This is a genomic window from Agrobacterium sp. P15N1-A (genome assembly GCF_044626815.1).
GTDB classification, from domain to species: domain Bacteria; phylum Pseudomonadota; class Alphaproteobacteria; order Rhizobiales; family Rhizobiaceae; genus Agrobacterium; species Agrobacterium leguminum.
In genome coordinates this window covers 1,394,301-1,410,600 of the sequence record NZ_JBIUPF010000001.1, presented here as the reverse complement: position 1 = coordinate 1,410,600, position 16,300 = coordinate 1,394,301, and the positions used below count along the sequence as shown (strand labels likewise).

Below are 16,300 nucleotides of genomic sequence, written 5' to 3'. Positions count from 1 at the left end.
TGAAAACGATAAGACAACGACTGGAAGGGTCACGGTTTGCCTGCACAATTGTCGCCCACGGAGGCCCTGGGTCTCTGGCATCGTGTATCCACGGTGCAGGTCATTGACGATCAGCCGGATTTGACCTTGCGTCAAACCGCCATCCTGCTGCAGATTTATCTCGTGCCGCCGCCGCACACCGTGCGGGGCCTCGCCGCCATGCTGGGTGTGACCAAACCCGTTATTACCCGCGCCCTCGACAGTCTGGGTGCTCTCGGACTGGTCGATCGGGTTCGGGATGAGCGGGACAAGCGCAATGTCGTGATAAAACGCACCGTGGCCGGTGCGCTTTATCTGGAAAAATTCGGCGATCTGATTATTGATCAGGCGCGCAAGATCTAACCTCTGGATGTGAAACCCATGATGCTCGACCGCCGCCTGAATGTCTTCCGCTCCGATCTCGCCGATGAAAAGCTGCAGGGCGTGGTGCAGGCCGAACGTTTTGTCAGCGGCTCGCCCGCGCAGATCGCGGTGCCGGTTGTTGGCCTGCGGCCGACGCCGGACCTTGCCGCCGGCATCGATACCGAGCTGCTGTCTGGCGAAACCGTCAGTGTTTTCGAGCACGCGAACGGCTGGGCCTGGGTGCAGGCGGATGCGGATGGTTATGCCGGCTATGTGCCGGAAACGGCGATTTGCGATGTCGCCGTCGCCACCCATCGAGTGGTTGCACCGCGCACTTTTCTCTATCCAGCTGCTGAATTGCGCAAACCGCCCGTCGCAGCGCTGTCCATGGGCAGTCTCATCCGCATCGTCGGCGAGGCGGAGACACGCGGCACCCGTTACCTGCTGACCGAAAAGGGCGAAGGCATCATCGCCGCCCATTGCCGCGCCGTCGATGCGGCGCTTGAAGAGGATTATGTGGCGGTGGCGCTGCGCTTTATCGAGACCCCCTATCTCTGGGGCGGCCGTTCCGGCTTCGGTATCGATTGTTCCGGCCTCGTGCAGCTTTCCATGGCCATGACGGGCCGGCGGGTTCTGCGCGATACCGACATGCAGGTGAAGTCGCTCGGTGTGGAAATAGAGCGGGATGAATTGCGCCGCGGCGATCTCGTCTTCTGGAAGGGCCATGTCGGCCTCATGGAAAACGAGGAAACTCTGCTGCATGCCAATGGCCATACGATGAATGTCGCACGCGAAAATCTCGATGCGGCCATCGAGCGCATCGGCTGGCTTTACGAAAAGCCGACGGCTTTCCGCCGCCTGGAAGGCTGAAAAGGCGGCTTTCACGAAATTGTGCCTGCCCGGCCCTTTGTGCCAGAGCCGCCGACAGCCTACATCGGTTGGATGATGGTACGGAACCGGCATCGATGAAGACAAGAACGGCGACACGATTGGCAGCGATCCTCACGGCGGTTTTGCTGAGCGCGTCGGCGCAGGCGCAGACTGTTTTCCAGAACGGTTTTGCTCCCGCGCCGGATGCCTATGCAAACCTGCCCGGCGTCAAGGATCCGCGCACGCTGCAGCCAAAGGTCCGTTACAACTGCCATAGCGCACTTGGCTCGACCGGATATTCGCGCGGCCCCTACCGGAATGTCTTCGGCAGCCGTGGACTTCCCGTTCAGGGTTACCGTTGCACCGATGAAAACGGAATTTCCAGCTTCGGCGGCAGAAATCCGGTTTCCAAGGACTGGTATCCCGGCATAAACCCCGTAGACCCGACCTTCTGAAGCAGCATCGCTCCCGGACCGGATCGAAAACCCCATCGCGCTTTTCGGAAAATCGATGCGCGGGCGGTGGCGGCAGGCATTTGCTCGGCCGGTGCTCTGGACTTGTTGTCGCTTTTTCAGATAAATCTTCCGCATGACAGGTTGATACCTGCCTGGGTGCGGAGTGACATCGGCTATTCTGACCTTAGCCGATATTGGGGAATGCGAGTATGACGAAGACCGATATAGCCACCCGTGTCCATAATCATACCTGGAAACTCGACCCTATCGTCCGCAGCTTGATCGATACGGATTTCTACAAGCTCTTGATGTTGCAGATGATCTGGAAACTCTATCCGGAAGTCGATGCGACGTTTTCGCTGATCAACCGCACGAAGACGGTGCGGCTGGCGGAAGAGATCGACGAGATGGAGCTGCGCGAACAGCTCGATCATGCACGCACGCTGCGTCTTTCCAAGAAGGAAAACATCTGGCTTGCGGGTAACACGTTTTACGGCCGCTCGCAGATTTTCGAGCCGGAATTCCTCTCCTGGCTTTCAAGCTATCAATTGCCGGAATATGAGCTTTTCAAGCGCGACGGGCAATATGAGCTGAATTTTCATGGCCGCTGGATGGACACGACGCTCTGGGAAATCCCGGCGCTCGCCATCATCAACGAGTTGCGCTCGCGCAGCGCCATGCGCTCGCTCGGTTATTTCACGCTCGATGTGCTTTATGCCCGCGCAAAGGCCAAGATGTGGGAGAAGGTCGAGCGGCTGCGGGAACTGCCGGGCCTGCGCATTTCCGATTTCGGCACCCGCCGCCGCCACAGCTTCCTTTGGCAACGCTGGTGCGTCGAAGCGCTGAAGGAAGGCATCGGGCCTGCCTTTACCGGTACGAGTAACGTCCTGCTCGCCATGGATTCCGATCTCGAAGCCGTGGGCACGAACGCGCATGAATTGCCCATGGTGGTCGCGGCGCTGGCGCAGACGGATGAGGAACTGGCTGCAGCACCCTATCAGGTTCTGAAGGACTGGAACCGGCTTTATGGCGGCAACCTGCTGATCGTGCTGCCGGACGCCTTCGGCACGGCGGCTTTCCTGCGCAACGCGCCGGAATGGGTGGCAGACTGGACGGGTTTCCGTCCCGACAGTGCGCCGCCGATCGAAGGCGGCGAAAAAATCATCGAGTGGTGGCAGAAGATGGGCCGCGATCCGCGCAAGAAGATGTTGATCTTCTCCGACGGTCTCGATGTCGACGCCATTATCGACACCTACAGGCATTTCGAAGGCCGCGTCCGCATGAGCTTCGGCTGGGGTACCAACCTCACCAATGATTTTGCCGGTTGCGCGCCAAAAACCATCGCCAGCCTCAAGCCGATTTCCATCGTCTGCAAGGTGAGCGACGCCAATGGCCGGCCGGCGGTGAAACTCTCGGACAATCCGCAAAAGGCAACCGGCGATCCGGCCGAAGTGGAGCGTTACCTGAAGTTCTTCGGCGAAGAGGACCACAAGGAACAGAAGGTTCTGGTTTAAAGCGTTTCCAGGAAAATTGGACCCCGGTTTTCCGTCCGGAAATGCTCTAAATTGAGAACGGGCGCTCCGGTTGAGGAAGCGCCCGTGGAAGCCTGCACCGATTCAGCAGATTACTTCGCGAATTGATGTGCGATGTAGTGGAAGAGTGCGCGGATACCCTGCGCTTCTCCGCCGATCGATGAGTGATGTCTCTCGCTCAGAGACCAGCCGTAAATATCGAAATGCGCCCAGCGCCTGGTATTGGTGACGAAACGCTTCAGGAACAGGGCGGCGGTGATCGATCCGCCCATGCCGCCCGAAGGCGCGTTGGTGATATCGGCTGCGCGTGAGCGGATATCCTTGTCGTAGCCCATATAGAGCGGCATGCGCCACAGCGGATCGTCCGTATCGATGCTGGCTTCCGCGATATCATGCGCCAGATCCTCATCATCGGTGTAGAAGGGCGGCAGATCCGGGCCGAGCGCGACGCGTGCGGCACCCGTCAGCGTCGCCATGTCGATCATCAGGTCCGGCGCATCTTCGTCCGCATAGGCCAGCGCATCCGCCAGAACAAGACGGCCTTCAGCGTCGGTATTGTCGATCTGCACCGTCAGCCCCTTGCGGCTGCGGTAGATATCGCCGGGGCGGAAGGCATTGGAGGAGATGGAGTTTTCGACCGCGGGCACGAGAACGCGAAGATCGACCGGCAGCTTCGCATCCATGATCATCAGCGCAAGGCCGAGCACATTGGCCGCGCCTCCCATATCCTTCTTCATCAGCGCCATGGAAGCGGCGGGTTTGATATCGAGGCCGCCTGTATCGAAGCAGACGCCCTTGCCGACAAGGGTGAGGCGCGGATTGCCCTTCTTGCCCCAGTTCATCTCCAGAAGCCGCGGTGCGCTTTCGCTGGCCCGGCCGACAGCATGGATCAGGGGGAAGTTTTCCTTGAGCAGTTCGTCACCAGTGGTGACCTTCACCTTTGCCTTGTAATGGGCGGCGAGCGCGCGGAAGGCAATCTCAAGCTCATCCGGTCCCATATCGTTGGCCGGGACATTGATGAGGTCGCGCGCAAGGAAAACGCCGGCCAGAACGCGCTTGATCTCGCCGTCTTCCGCATCCTGTGGAATAAGGAGCTTTGCCCCGTTCGTCTTGGTGGTCTTGTATTTGTCGAAGCGATAGCTGCCGAGACCGAAACCGAGAGCGAGGCGATTGGCCGTCAGGGGTGCGGTCTCGATGTGCCATTCGCCTTCCGGCAGCTCACGGGCGAGTTTCCCGGTGATGAAGGGGATTTCCGAGGGATTGCCGCCGAGGCCTAGAAGCACGCCGCCCAGCGAACCATCGGCGGAAGGAACGAGGAGGATGGCGCCTGCCTCGGCCTTGAACCCCGCCTTCTTCGCCCAGTCCAGAGCGACAGGGTCGATGGCGCCCTGTTCGATATGGGCCGGCGTGACGGCGAAAACCGGCAATGTGCTGCCGGCCTTGGAGCTGAAAGGGGTTGGGCGTTCGATGAACTGATAGGGCGCCATTGTATGCTTCCGTAAATGTCGAGAATCGGTGCGATTAACGCTCTGTTAGGGTTAACAGATTATTGCTTAAGCGAAAGTTGCGTCATGTGAGTCTGTCGTGTGTCGGGCGCAAGATTGATCATTCTTGGGCGGGGGCGCTGCCATGACTGCATTTTCTTTGGGCGAGACAGGCCGGACACGGTTGCTGCGGGGAGCATGTCTTGCCGCATTGGTTCTTGCGGTTTCGGGATGCGCGAGCACCAACAAGCCCGATCGCATGTCCACCGGCTCCATTCCTGCCGCCACACGCTCCTATGATCACATGAACATGGAGCAGCTTCGGCAGGCGGAAGAGAGCGCCGGCAAAGCCTATGAACGCAGCCCCAAGGATAAATCCGTCGGCATGAATTATGCCAGCGTGCTGATGATGACCGGCAAGAACACACAGGCTCTCGCCGTCATGCAACAGATCGCCATCGCCAATCCGGCCGACCGCGATGTCCTTGCCGCCTATGGCAAATCGCAGGCCGCCGCCGGCCAGCTGGAGCAGGCGCTTTCGACCATCCAGCGGGCACAGACGCCGGATCGACCCGACTGGCGGCTTTATTCTGCCGAGGGCGCCGTGCTCGATCAGCTTGGACGCTCGAACGAAGCGCGTTCCCGCTACAGGCAGGCGCTTGACCTGAAGCCGAACGACCCGAGCGTGTTGTCCAACCTCGGCATGTCCTATGTCCTGTCGAGCGATCCGCGCGCCGCCGAAACATATCTGCAATCCGCCATCGCCCAGCCGGGAGCCGATAGCCGCGTTCGCCAGAACCTCGCGCTCGTGGTCGGTCTACAGGGCCGCTTCGCCGAAGCCGAGCGCATCGCGGTTCAGGAACTCTCTGCGCAGCAGGCGCAGGCTAACCTCACCTATCTGCGTGCAATGCTTTCGCAACAGAATTCCTGGCAGCAACTGGCGAAGAAGGACGGCAAGCGGGCTGGTTGATATGTTCGAGCATCCGGCTGGCTGAGAGGCAATCGCCCTGCAACATTTTCTCTGTCAGAATGTATCCAGAACGCGGATGATAGCCGGTCCGAGAATGACTGCGATCAGTACCGGCAGGAAAAATACGATCATCGGCACAGTCAGTTTCGGCGGCAGCGCGGCAGCCTTTTTTTCGGCGTCATTCATGCGCTCGTCGCGGCCTTCCTGTGCGAGAACACGAAGCGCCTGGGCGAGCGGTGTGCCGTATCGCTCCGCCTGAATAAGCGCCTGTACCACGCTTTTGACGGTTTCGAGCTGGGTACGCGTGCCGAAATTCTCAAGAGCGACACGCCTGTCCTGAAGAAAGGATAGTTCCGCTGTCGTCAACATCATTTCTTCCGCCAGTTCGGGTGACTGCTCGCCCACTTCTTCCGCCACGCGACGCATGGCAGCTTCCATGGAGACGCCGGATTCGATGCAGATCAGCATGAGGTCGAGCGCGTCGGGCCAGGCCCGCTTGATTGATGCCTGCCGCTTGTTCATGCGATTCGATACGTAAATATTGGGAGCGTAAAAACCGATATAACCGAAAAGAAGCACAGCCATTAGCCGGATGATAAACGCTTTGTCGGCGAGGTTTCCGAGAACGAAGATCCAAGTGAAGGCGATGGCCAGAAAAATAAAAGGTAAGACGAACCGTGCGGCAAGGAACGTGTTGAAGGCGTTTTGTGAACGAAGCCCGGCCGCCCGCAGCTTGTTCATTGTGTTCTTGTCGGCCAATGCTTCTTGCAGATTGAATTTCTCAACGATGCGGCGGGCGGATTTGTTGTTGTTACCTCGCAGCGAGGTTTTGCCGTCTCTCGCAACAGCCGCCATACGATCGCGCTCGCGACTACGGATGAGGTCGCGTTCCGATGACACCGCTTTCATGCGCTTGGCGAAATCTTTCCGCTCAAAAACCGGCATGATAAGGGTATAGAAGGTCGCGAAAACCGCGAGCGTTACAAGAACGGCGATGATCGTTTGTGGGTCAGTCAGGCGAGAAAGAAGATTTCCTGTCATACCGCGACCTCAGATATCGAAATTGATCATTTGGCGCATGATGAATATTCCGATCAGCATCCAGATCGCGGATGCTCCGAGAATAATGTGGCCGCGCAAGTCGGTGAAAAGTACCGACAGATAGTCAGGCGATGTGAAATGCACCAGCAGCATGACGACGAAAGGCAGCGAGCCGATGATGACTGCGGAGGCCTTCGCTTCCATCGAAAGAGCGCTCACCTTGGCGCGCATCTTCTTGCGGTCACGCAAAACCTTTGAAAGATTGGACAACGCTTCCGAGAGGTTGCCGCCGGCCTGCGCTTGAATATTGATGACGGTGCTGAAGAAGCTTACCTCAAAAAGCGGCATGGTCAGCATCATGCGTTCGATCCCCTGCGGAATTCCAATGCCAACCTGTTGGGCATCGACGACGCGCTGAAACTCCGTTTTCACCGGTTCCTGACCGTCCGACGCGATTAGCCGCACGGCGTCGTTCAGCGGCAATCCTGATTTGATCGACCGGCACATGACGTCCAATGCATTCGGAAACTCTTCAAGAAATTTTTTCTGTCTGCGCTTGAGAACAAACGCCAGCGCCCACCGCGGTACGCCCAGCGCCACGACAACTCCTATGAGCAGAGCAAGAAGCGACGACAGGCCGTATAGAAGGGCCATGAGGGCGGAAAAAACAGCCGCGCCGAGGCTTAGCAGATGGAACTGCCGAGCGGAAAGCACCAGCCCCGCCTGAACCAGTTTGTCGCGCAGGCCGATATTCTTCGCTTTTTTTGCCTTTTCATTCTGTTTCTTTTCCATTTCCCGCAGGTTGTCCTGCATGGATTTGCGGCGCTTGCTGAGTTCCTGGACGCGGTCTCGTGCAGCTTTGATGTTTGTATGATCAGTCTCTGCGGCCTGTACCCGCTTGAAGCGGTTGGTGGTTTTTTTTTCGACCTCTATCTGCTGGAAAAGAAAGGCGTAGGCGAGCGCTCCCGCCGAGATGGCGACAAGTACGGCCAGTAACACTATTGTCGGGTCCATGGCGTCGCTTTCCCTTAGGATGTCTTTTCCATTTCATCGAGCGCGGCCGCCAGGCGTTTCTCTTCGCCGTAATAGCGTGCACGATCCCAGAAATTGGGCTTGCTGATGCCGGTCGATACGTGTCTGCCGATCAGCTTGCCGTTCGCATCTTCGCCTTCGATTTCGTATCGCATCAGATCCTGGGTGACGATGACATCGCCTTCCATGCCGATCACCTCCGTAATCTGCGTTATCCGGCGCGAGCCGTCACGCAGACGTGCTGCCTGAATGACGACATCGATCGATCCCGAAATGATCTCACGCACGGTCTTGGCCGGCAGGCTGAAACCACCCATGGCGATCATCGATTCGATACGGCTGAGGCATTCGCGTGGCGTATTGGCGTGCAGCGTTCCCATCGAACCGTCGTGACCGGTGTTCATGGCCTGGAGAAGGTCGAAAACTTCCGGTCCGCGCACTTCGCCGACGATGATGCGTTCGGGCCGCATGCGAAGGCAGTTCTTGACGAGATCGCGCATGGTGATCTCGCCTTCCCCTTCGATATTGGGCGGACGCGTTTCGAGCCTCACCACATGCGGTTGCTGCAGCTGCAGTTCGGCGGTGTCTTCGCAGGTGATGACACGTTCATCCCTGTCGATGAAGTTCGTCAGGCAGTTAAGAAGCGTCGTCTTGCCCGAGCCGGTGCCGCCCGATATGACGACATTGCAGCGGACGCGACCGATAATCTTGAGCAATGTCGCGCCTTCGGGCGTGATCGCCCCGAAGCGCACGAGCTGATCGAGTGTCAGCTTGTCCTTCTTGAATTTTCGGATCGTCAGCGCCGGGCCGTCGATGGCAAGCGGCGGAGCGATGACGTTGACGCGCGATCCATCCGGCAGGCGTGCGTCGCATATCGGGCTCGACTCATCCACGCGTCGGCCGACCTGGCTGACGATGCGCTGGCAGATGGAAAGCAACTGCGCATTGTCACGAAAGCGGATATCGGATTCGATGGTTTTACCGCCGACTTCGATAAAGGTCTGGCCGGAACCGTTGACCATGATATCGGCAATGTCGTCGCGCGCGAGGAGAGGCTCCAGCGGCCCGTAACCAAGAACGTCGTTGCAGATATCTTCGAGCAGCTCTTCCTGCTCGGCAATCGACATGGCGAAATTCTTGATCGTGATAATGTCATTGACGATATCGCGAATTTCCTCGCGCGCGCTTTCCGCGTCGAGCTTGGCGAGCTGCGAAAGGTCGATCGTATCGATAAGTGCGGAAAATACCTGGCTCTTGGTATTGTAGTAATCTTCCGTGCGTGCGCGTTTTCTCTGCGCGGGCGGTGCGCTTGCTGTTGCCTGACGCATTGCCGGTGATTGGCCGGGTTCAAGAGTGTCAATTGCAGCAGAACGAGGCTCAGGCGCTGTCGTCACCTGCATGGGCGCAGGTGCAACAAGATCCGGCTTCGTGCTTCTGGCTGGGCCTTCGGGCCCGCGTTTTCCGAACATCGGCGTTTCCGTCTAAGGACGCAGGCAAAAGACCTACTTGCGCTTGAGAATATTTTTCAGTTTTTCCAGACCGCCGCGCCTGCTTTTGCGCAGCACGGAGCGACCTGTGATGGTATGCGCGATTTGCGAGAAAGTTTCCGCCGTCTGGGATTTTTCATCCATCTCGCTGATCATGCGTCCGCTATTGGCGGCATTTCCGAACAATTGTGCGTCGAACGGAATGATCGCGATCGGCTCGATTTCCAGCGGCTCAAGGAAATCCGCCGGCGCGATTTCCGGACGTTTGGGCATGCCGACCTGATTGAGAACGAGATGCGGCAACTTGTCGTTGGGTCTCAGCTTGATCAGTGCGTCGAAGAGATTCTTCGTATTGCGCAGATTTGCCAGATCGGGAACGGCCGTTATGATCACCTCGTCGGCTTCCGCAAGGACTGCCCGTGTCCAGTCGCACCATTGGTGGGGAAGATCGAGAACCGCAACCGGGGCACTGCGCTGCAAAACCTCGAGGATCGGCAGAAAGGCCTGACGATCGAGATCATAGGTTCTGTCGAGAAGAGACGGCGCTGCCAAAAGCGACAGATGATCGGAACATTTCGTCAAAAGACGGTCGAGAAATACCTCGTCCAGCCGCTCCGGCGAAAAGACCGCTTCAGCCATGCCCTGGGCAGGGTCCTGATCGAAATCGATATTCGCCGTTCCATAGGCAAGGTCCATATCCGCCAGAATGGTTTCCGTGGAGAAAAGGCTAGAAATGCCGAAGGCGCAATTATGCGCTATGGTTGACGAGCCTACGCCGCCCTTGGCACCAATGAAGGCGATGTTGCGGCCCAGCGGCTCCGCTTCCGGATCGACGAAGATCGCGGCGATCGAAGCCAGGAGATCGGCCATATTGACCGGGGCGACGAGATATTCGGAAATGCCGTTGCGGATAAGATCGCGATACAGCGTTATATCGTTGTGCCGGCCGACGATGATGACCCGGGTGGAAGGATCGCAAACTTCTGCCAGGGGCGCGAGATCGTCCAGCAGCGAGGCGGGTGAGCTTGCTGTTTCGAGAACGATGAGATTGGGCGTGGGCGACGTGGAAAACATCGTGGCTGCCGCATTGATATCGCCTTTGGTCACCCGCAGGGTAACCTTGCTCATGCGCCGGTCGCTGGACAATGCGTCCATGACGCCTTGCATATTATCGCTGACGCAGAAAGCGTGAACGGAAATGCGGGGCAGGGGCCGCAGGTGGTCCATATCCGAAGCGCGTACGGGCGGCTCGGTTTCTGAGCCGCCGCTTGGCTTGATATCGTATTCTACAGCGCTCATCGTTGTTCCTGCCGTAACAAATGTTGGATCCGCATCAATTAGCCGTCGCCGTTGACTTGCCTTGGCGATAGTTGTCGATGACTACCGCGCGACGTTCCGCATCTATCGGGCTCATGCCGCGCGGACCAACCAGATCCATGGGATTGGCGATCTGCGCCGCGAGATTGCTTTGGGAAGCGCACCCGAAATTGTACCAGTTCTTGTTGGCGAAGGTATTATCCGAGAGATCCTCGGGCCACTGGCCGCACTGGCCAGTCATGGCGGTAACGGCGACATAGCTCAGACGGATGGGGGAGGCGTCGCCATTCGGGGAAGCGGCATAACGCGTCTCCATGATCTTGCCGGGCGCTACACCCGCACCGGAAAGCGTCGAGCGGATCTGTTTCGCCATTCGCGATGCGGCCGCCGAATTGGCCGATCCCGACGGGGTCTGAATATTGATGATTCCGGTCGACATCGACGCATAATTCTGGGCAAAACCGCGGACATTATCCGCCATCGCTGTGGTCAGCCGGCTGTCGCTGGCCGAGACCGGAATGTCCAGCGAATGCTCCGCTTCCGACAGGGTAATCGGGTGGCGTGTGCGATAATCGTCGGGAATGGCGTTGGTGGTCATCGGATCCCGCGCGCAGCCCTGCAACAGGCCGGCGGCAAGCGCGGCAACGACGACGAGGCCGGTCCGTCTTCCGGACAGGTAGGGGGAAAAGGAGGAATAGGGTTCCTTCATGACGTTTCCTGCCCTGACCGGGCTTGCTGTGAAGAGGGGATTTTGTGTGCGTGTCGTCATTTGTAGATGAACCCCACTGACCCCTGATAGGGCGCGGCCTGAACCTGGTCCTTGCGGCCATAGACCTTGTTGACGCGGTTCATGAAATACATGGCGGCGTCGTTTTCCGGATTGAAGTTATCGTCTGGCCGGGCGATCTGATTGCGGGCAACGGGCCGCACCAGATAGGGCGTTGCGATGATGACCAGTTCCGTTTCGTTGCGCAGGAAGTCCTTGCTGCGGAAAAGCGTACCGAAGATTGGGATTTTCGATATGCCGGGAAGGCCTGACATGGCTTGGCGGATATTGTCCTGGACCAAGCCGGCGATGACGATCGAGCCACCCGAAGGAAGTTCAACGGTTGTCGAGGTCTCGCGCTTGCGGATCGACATATAAGTCGAACCCGGGATGTTACGGCCCCCATTTCCTGTCACCACGTTGCCCTCATAGGTCGGCTCGGAAACATTGGTCTCGATCTTAAGGCTGATCCGCCCCGGCGAAAGCACGACAGGCCTGAAATTCAATGTTATGCCATAGTCAACTGTGTCGGTTGCACGCGTTATGGTCTGTTGGCCTGTATCGTTGTCGACGGAGATTTCCTGTTCTGCAGCCAGACGGAAGTCGCCTCCTACATAGAACTTGGCCTGTTCGCCGGAAATAGCGGTCAGGCTCGGTTCAGCCAGCGTGCGCACAACGCCGGCCTGTTCCATGGCGTTGAGATAGGTGGCAAAGTTAAGCGAGCCGGAACCGATCGCGCCGCTGGCGATCCGTGAGGCACCGCTGATTGCATTTCCGAGATTGGAAGGATTTGCGAATTCGAACCCGTTGTTGCTGGTCGAGCTGCTAATAGAGCCATTGAAGCCGAGCTGTTTCAGTACCTGCCGGCTGACTTCGGCGACAGTGACCTTCAGCGTCACCTGATCCTCGCCTTCGATCGTCAGCATATTGACGATCTGCGATACCTGACGGTTTTCGGCGAAAATTGCCGCATCGCCGCCATTGTCGCCACCGGTGAGCGATATATTGCGGGTGGTGGCTTCACCACCTTTCAGAAAGGCTTCCGCAAGCTGAACGGCGCGTGCCGAATCCTGCGGTGTGCGCACCGTTCCGGTCAGAACGATGTTATCCGAAACGATTTCGACCTTGATGTCGGATTCGGGAATGAAGCGGCGAATATTGCCTTCCAGCCCGACAATATCCCGCTCCACCTCCAGATCGAGGCTGACGATTTCGCGACCGCCCTCGCCGAAAATGAAAATATTGGTCTGCCCAACTGTTTTTCCGAAGAGATAGATACGTTTGGAGGTGCGGGTCACGGCGTCGGCAAGGCTGGGATCCGCAACAAGAATGTCATGGGCGTCTTCCGGCAGGTCGATGACCAGCGCCTTGTTGAGGCCGAGCTTCAGGCGCTTGCGCGTGCCCGTGCCGCTCTCGGTGATCCGGACGATGCTGGCGCTTTGCGCCTCTGCTTCGCCGAGACGAAGAAATTCAGGCAAATGCTTTCCTGGAATACCTGCAAAAGCCACGCATAATGCGAGGCCGCCGGTGATCGAAGAACGTAGGTGTTTCTTAAGATGCTTTAACATGCCCCCCCCGATCATTGGGATGCTCCCTGATTGCCCTTGACGATCGAGCCGGACTTGATCACCTGAATTTCCGGCTGGCCGGAACCGCCGTTGAGAAGGTAGTCGGCCGAAAGCGTATCGTTTTCCTGGGCATCGGCGACGGAGCGCAAGGCAAGGGTGAGGCGATCCGCCATTTGCTGTGCCACGGTTATGATCTTGGCCTGTTCGGGGGTCAGTTCCAGGGTCGCAGTCGCCCCCACGACAGCGGAGGTACCATCCTCGCCTTCCTTGATCTGCTGGTCGATCGCTAGAACGCGGACGTTGTTCAGAACATTCTCAGTCAAGAAATTGCCGGCATCGCCCTTGCGGACCATGATGACGTCCACCCGGTCATTCGGCAGCACGAAACCACCGGCACCTGTCGAGACGGAAATCTCGGTGGCGACGGCGCGCTTACCGGCCGGCAAAAGCGAAGACATGATGCGGGTGCTGGAATCGACCACTTTTTCCGATCGTATCGGTTCGCCCTCGAATAAGGGGAGACGCACGACTGCGCCAGCGAGTTCGGTGATCGCGTTCGGGCTTTTTGCTTCCGTTATGAAACTGTCGACGACATTACCCTGCGGCCATGGCGTCCAGCGTACTGAGCTATCGTTCAAGCGGCTGCCGACAGGCAGATTGACCGAGGAAACGAGAACATTGACCGTCGGCTCCTTCTGGATGATCGTTTCCGCTTTTTCGATGACCTGCTTTGCGCCGGAAATCTGCATGGCGACAAGGCCGGCAAGACCGGCGGCGACCAGGGCAACGGAAAGAATGACAATACGCGACGGCTTCATGCTGGATCCTTGAGGGAATCAGATTCGTTCTCCCTTCAGGATGGCGTGCGATTGGTATAATTATGGTTAATATTGTGCTTGGGTTTGTGGTTAACGAAGGTTTAATTCTAAATCTTCAGTAACGTATCAGGAAAGACTGGAGATCGCCGCCTTAACGATCGGCGCGTCCCCGTACGTTAAAAGCCCGGCAATAGCGATGCCAATACCATATGGAATCTTTTTCGCCACCATCAATGAATCCGGAATAGGAATACCGATGGCCATGACTTCCTGTGAGCGTGATCGCAAAAATAGGATGCCAAGGGTCAACAAACCGCCGATGAAGGTTACTGCGAGCAGAAATTCTATGAGGGAAATGTTGAAGCCATACCACACTGCCGTGGCAGTCAGCAGTTTGGCATCTCCTCCACCCATGGCATTGGTGGCGAAGAGAGCAAAGCAGGCCAAAAATACCGCGGCGGCGGCGGCAAGGCTCATCGCAAAAGTCTGCCAGTCCATGCCGGAAAGAGGAGCAACGATAATGAAAGATAGCAGTAGGAAAAGTGTTATTCTGTTGGGTATCGTCATACTGAAAAGATCGTTCAGGGCGGCAAAGGCGAGGCAAAAAGGCAATATGAGAAAAATTGCAGCAACTACCACGGCCGTCTCCTTAGTTCTATTAAGCAAAAGACACGCCACCTTAGAGGCGGCGTGTCTGTTTAGGATCTAGCGAAACGCTTAGACTGGGTTTGTAGCGGCCGGCGCGTTGGCATTGATTCGCTGGGAAAGTGCAGTGAAGAATGCATTGAGTCGCGTACCAACGGCCGAAGCGCCGCCGATAATTGCGACGGAAATGAGCGCAGCAATCAAACCATATTCGATTGCCGTGGCACCGGATTCATCCTTGAGGAAACGAGCGAAAATCTTGGTCATAGGGTCTCTCCTAACTCTGTGTTGGTTCAGCACGCCGACAACTGTTCTCCGTTGTTCGGTTGGGTTCAAACTACAGCCGAGCGATTTCCAAGCGCTTAAAAAAAACGATTAACTCAAAGTAAACGGCAGGATGAGTTTCTCTTGGTAAATAAAAGCAAAAAGTATTGTCTGCATTTTTATATTTGCTGATAAACAAATATATTCAGACGCTGGCCATCTCTCTCTTGCGGCAAAGTTTCCTTTGAAAGAGGCGCGGCTGTTCAGTTTTGACGCGGGGCGGAGAGACGTGAAAATATCAATACATTACGAATGGTTACCATCCTCGTTGCGGATTTCCGCCATTTAACGCTTCATTCACTAAAACCGCGCATTCTGTGGAACAATAAAGTGCGGGTAGTGAGCAAGGGCCAAACGCGTGTCATCCGGAAAACTGGCGAAAATTGTGGTCGGCTTGTCCGTCTTTCTATCGGGTTCGCTGCAGCCCGTTTTTGCTGAGGATGACATATTGCGTGTTTCGATGAATCACGCCCGTGTCCTTCGTCTCGACCGCGCCGTCAGCAAGGTTATCGTCGGCAACTCCAAAGTCGCCGATGCCACGGTTGCCGATGCCACCACGATTGTTTTGACCGGTCGCAGTTTCGGCACGACCAATCTCGTGCTTCTGGATGCCGATGGCAATCCAATCGTGGATGAACGCATTCTCGTTTCCATCGACGAGGGCAATACGGTGCGTGTTTTCCGCCAGACGGAGCGGACCGTTCTGTCCTGTACGCCGAATTGCGAACAGCATTCGCAAAATAGTGGCGACAAAGACGCTCAGCCATAACAGGCAAGGTCAATTGTATTCCAGACAGGACAACAGGCCTTCCGGCAAAAAACGGAAGCGGGCCTGTTCGCAGCTTTTCTGTAAGTGGAAAAGGCGAAAAAGCAACACGCTTCCCGGCGTTTACCGGTCGGCTATATGTTGCTGTTTTTTCGGCTAAGTTCTTGATCTGGCTAAGATCAAAAATGGAATGGTGCCCAGAAGAGGACTCGAACCTCCACACCCTTGCGAGTACCAGCACCTGAAGCTGGCGCGTCTACCAATTCCGCCATCTGGGCGACGGAGAGCGATGTACGAGGGCAGCCGCCCGGTGTCAACAGACTTTTTGAACTTTTATGACGATCATTGATTTTAAAGGGAAAAAACTTGGTTGGGGCTGTTGAAACATGTCGCCGGGTCAGGTGTCGAGCCCTTCATGCTTCGTTCTGTCCACATGACCGAGGTCGCGCTCCGGGTCGATGATGTCACGGATTCTCTGTTTGAGTTCTTTCGGGCCAGGAAAACCGCCATCGCGTTTGCGTTCCCATATGGTCGTGCCGTCCACGGTGATCTCGAACAGACCGCCGGTGGAGGGAACGAGGCTGACTTCGCCGACATCGGAAGCGAAGGTCTGCAGGATTTCCTGCGCCATCCAGCCTGCCCGAAGCAGCCAGTTGCATTGCGTGCAGTAGCGGATGGTTATGCGGGGTTTGGTCTCGGTCATCCTCAGGTCTCCTTCACCGCCCGGCGGCAATAATGTTCACGATAATGTCAACTATAATACTCATGTTTTTACCGGGCGTACGCTTGTTCTTATCATGCGGCTTTGCGAACAGAGAAGCTGTCGAAGGCTGAAACGTGGAGA

At 57.1% G+C, this 16,300-nt stretch carries 17 protein-coding genes and 1 tRNA gene; 6 read left to right on the top strand and 12 right to left on the bottom strand.

Features of this window, described 5'->3' with window-relative positions; translation table 11 throughout:
- The first annotated feature begins 36 nt into the window (after positions 1 to 36).
- The 4 genes from ACIK7D_RS07140 (at position 37) to pncB (ending at position 3,220) form a co-directional block, all read left to right on the top strand.
- Positions 37 to 381 (top strand): MarR family winged helix-turn-helix transcriptional regulator, encoded by a 345-nt coding sequence (locus ACIK7D_RS07140; protein ID WP_080818284.1) that lies wholly within the window; start codon positions 37 to 39, stop codon positions 379 to 381.
- Between the two features lie 18 nt (positions 382 to 399).
- Positions 400 to 1,251, top strand: a complete 852-nt coding sequence (locus ACIK7D_RS07135) for an NlpC/P60 family protein (RefSeq protein WP_400155943.1) — start codon at positions 400 to 402, stop codon at positions 1,249 to 1,251.
- 95 nt (positions 1,252 to 1,346) lie between these two features.
- Positions 1,347 to 1,706, top strand: coding sequence for a hypothetical protein (locus ACIK7D_RS07130; RefSeq protein ID WP_031233696.1), 360 nt, complete (start codon positions 1,347 to 1,349; stop codon positions 1,704 to 1,706).
- 209 nt (positions 1,707 to 1,915) lie between these two features.
- Positions 1,916 to 3,220, top strand: a complete 1,305-nt coding sequence (gene pncB, locus ACIK7D_RS07125; RefSeq protein ID WP_065654709.1) for a nicotinate phosphoribosyltransferase — start codon at positions 1,916 to 1,918, stop codon at positions 3,218 to 3,220.
- 110 nt (positions 3,221 to 3,330) lie between these two features.
- Here pncB and ACIK7D_RS07120 read toward each other — a convergent pair whose 3' ends face one another.
- Positions 3,331 to 4,725: a M17 family metallopeptidase gene (locus ACIK7D_RS07120; protein ID WP_137004220.1), complete on the bottom strand. Its 1,395-nt coding sequence runs from the start codon at positions 4,723 to 4,725 to the stop codon at positions 3,331 to 3,333.
- A 256-nt stretch (positions 4,726 to 4,981) separates the two neighbouring features.
- Here ACIK7D_RS07120 and ACIK7D_RS07115 point away from each other — a divergent pair, with 256 nt between their 5' ends.
- Complete coding sequence (locus ACIK7D_RS07115; RefSeq protein WP_400156022.1) at positions 4,982 to 5,692, top strand: tetratricopeptide repeat protein; 711 nt, start codon at positions 4,982 to 4,984, stop codon at positions 5,690 to 5,692.
- A 54-nt stretch (positions 5,693 to 5,746) separates the two neighbouring features.
- Here ACIK7D_RS07115 and ACIK7D_RS07110 read toward each other — a convergent pair whose 3' ends face one another.
- The 9 genes from ACIK7D_RS07110 to ACIK7D_RS07070 form a co-directional block, all read right to left on the bottom strand.
- Positions 5,747 to 6,733 carry a type II secretion system F family protein gene (locus ACIK7D_RS07110; protein ID WP_137004222.1) on the bottom strand — a complete coding sequence of 329 codons (987 nt, stop codon included), beginning with the start codon at positions 6,731 to 6,733 and terminating at the stop codon, positions 5,747 to 5,749.
- A 9-nt stretch (positions 6,734 to 6,742) separates the two neighbouring features.
- On the bottom strand, positions 6,743 to 7,747 hold the full coding sequence (locus tag ACIK7D_RS07105; protein ID WP_400155942.1) for a type II secretion system F family protein: 1,005 nt from the start codon (positions 7,745 to 7,747) through the stop codon (positions 6,743 to 6,745).
- Positions 7,748 to 7,761: 14 nt separating this feature from the next.
- Positions 7,762 to 9,234: a CpaF family protein gene (locus ACIK7D_RS07100; protein WP_400155941.1), complete on the bottom strand. Its 1,473-nt coding sequence runs from the start codon at positions 9,232 to 9,234 to the stop codon at positions 7,762 to 7,764.
- Between the two features lie 33 nt (positions 9,235 to 9,267).
- Entirely contained in the window at positions 9,268 to 10,551 is a 1,284-nt protein-coding gene (locus tag ACIK7D_RS07095) for a CtpF protein (RefSeq protein WP_400155940.1), read from the bottom strand.
- A gap of 34 nt (positions 10,552 to 10,585) precedes the next feature.
- Complete coding sequence (locus ACIK7D_RS07090; protein ID WP_137004225.1) at positions 10,586 to 11,278, bottom strand: CpaD family pilus assembly protein; 693 nt, start codon at positions 11,276 to 11,278, stop codon at positions 10,586 to 10,588.
- 56 nt (positions 11,279 to 11,334) lie between these two features.
- Positions 11,335 to 12,918 carry a type II and III secretion system protein family protein gene (locus tag ACIK7D_RS07085; RefSeq protein ID WP_400155939.1) on the bottom strand — a complete coding sequence of 528 codons (1,584 nt, stop codon included), beginning with the start codon at positions 12,916 to 12,918 and terminating at the stop codon, positions 11,335 to 11,337.
- Positions 12,915 to 13,721 carry a Flp pilus assembly protein CpaB gene (cpaB, locus tag ACIK7D_RS07080; RefSeq protein WP_400155938.1) on the bottom strand — a complete coding sequence of 269 codons (807 nt, stop codon included), beginning with the start codon at positions 13,719 to 13,721 and terminating at the stop codon, positions 12,915 to 12,917. The genes ACIK7D_RS07085 and cpaB overlap by 4 nt, the downstream gene beginning before the upstream one ends.
- Positions 13,722 to 13,847: 126 nt before the next feature.
- Positions 13,848 to 14,360 (bottom strand): prepilin peptidase, encoded by a 513-nt coding sequence (locus ACIK7D_RS07075; RefSeq protein ID WP_400155937.1) that lies wholly within the window; start codon positions 14,358 to 14,360, stop codon positions 13,848 to 13,850.
- Between the two features lie 78 nt (positions 14,361 to 14,438).
- Positions 14,439 to 14,633 carry a Flp family type IVb pilin gene (locus tag ACIK7D_RS07070; protein WP_400155936.1) on the bottom strand — a complete coding sequence of 65 codons (195 nt, stop codon included), beginning with the start codon at positions 14,631 to 14,633 and terminating at the stop codon, positions 14,439 to 14,441.
- Between the two features lie 415 nt (positions 14,634 to 15,048).
- Between ACIK7D_RS07070 and ACIK7D_RS07065 the strand changes: the two genes are divergently transcribed.
- Complete coding sequence (locus ACIK7D_RS07065) at positions 15,049 to 15,459, top strand: pilus assembly protein N-terminal domain-containing protein (RefSeq protein ID WP_162936746.1); 411 nt, start codon at positions 15,049 to 15,051, stop codon at positions 15,457 to 15,459.
- A 188-nt stretch (positions 15,460 to 15,647) separates the two neighbouring features.
- Here ACIK7D_RS07065 and ACIK7D_RS07060 read toward each other — a convergent pair.
- Positions 15,648 to 15,734, bottom strand: a tRNA-Leu gene (locus tag ACIK7D_RS07060).
- A 119-nt stretch (positions 15,735 to 15,853) separates the two neighbouring features.
- Positions 15,854 to 16,159, bottom strand: coding sequence for a SelT/SelW/SelH family protein (locus ACIK7D_RS07055; RefSeq protein ID WP_003524477.1), 306 nt, complete (start codon positions 16,157 to 16,159; stop codon positions 15,854 to 15,856).
- Positions 16,160 to 16,300 lie beyond the last annotated feature (141 nt).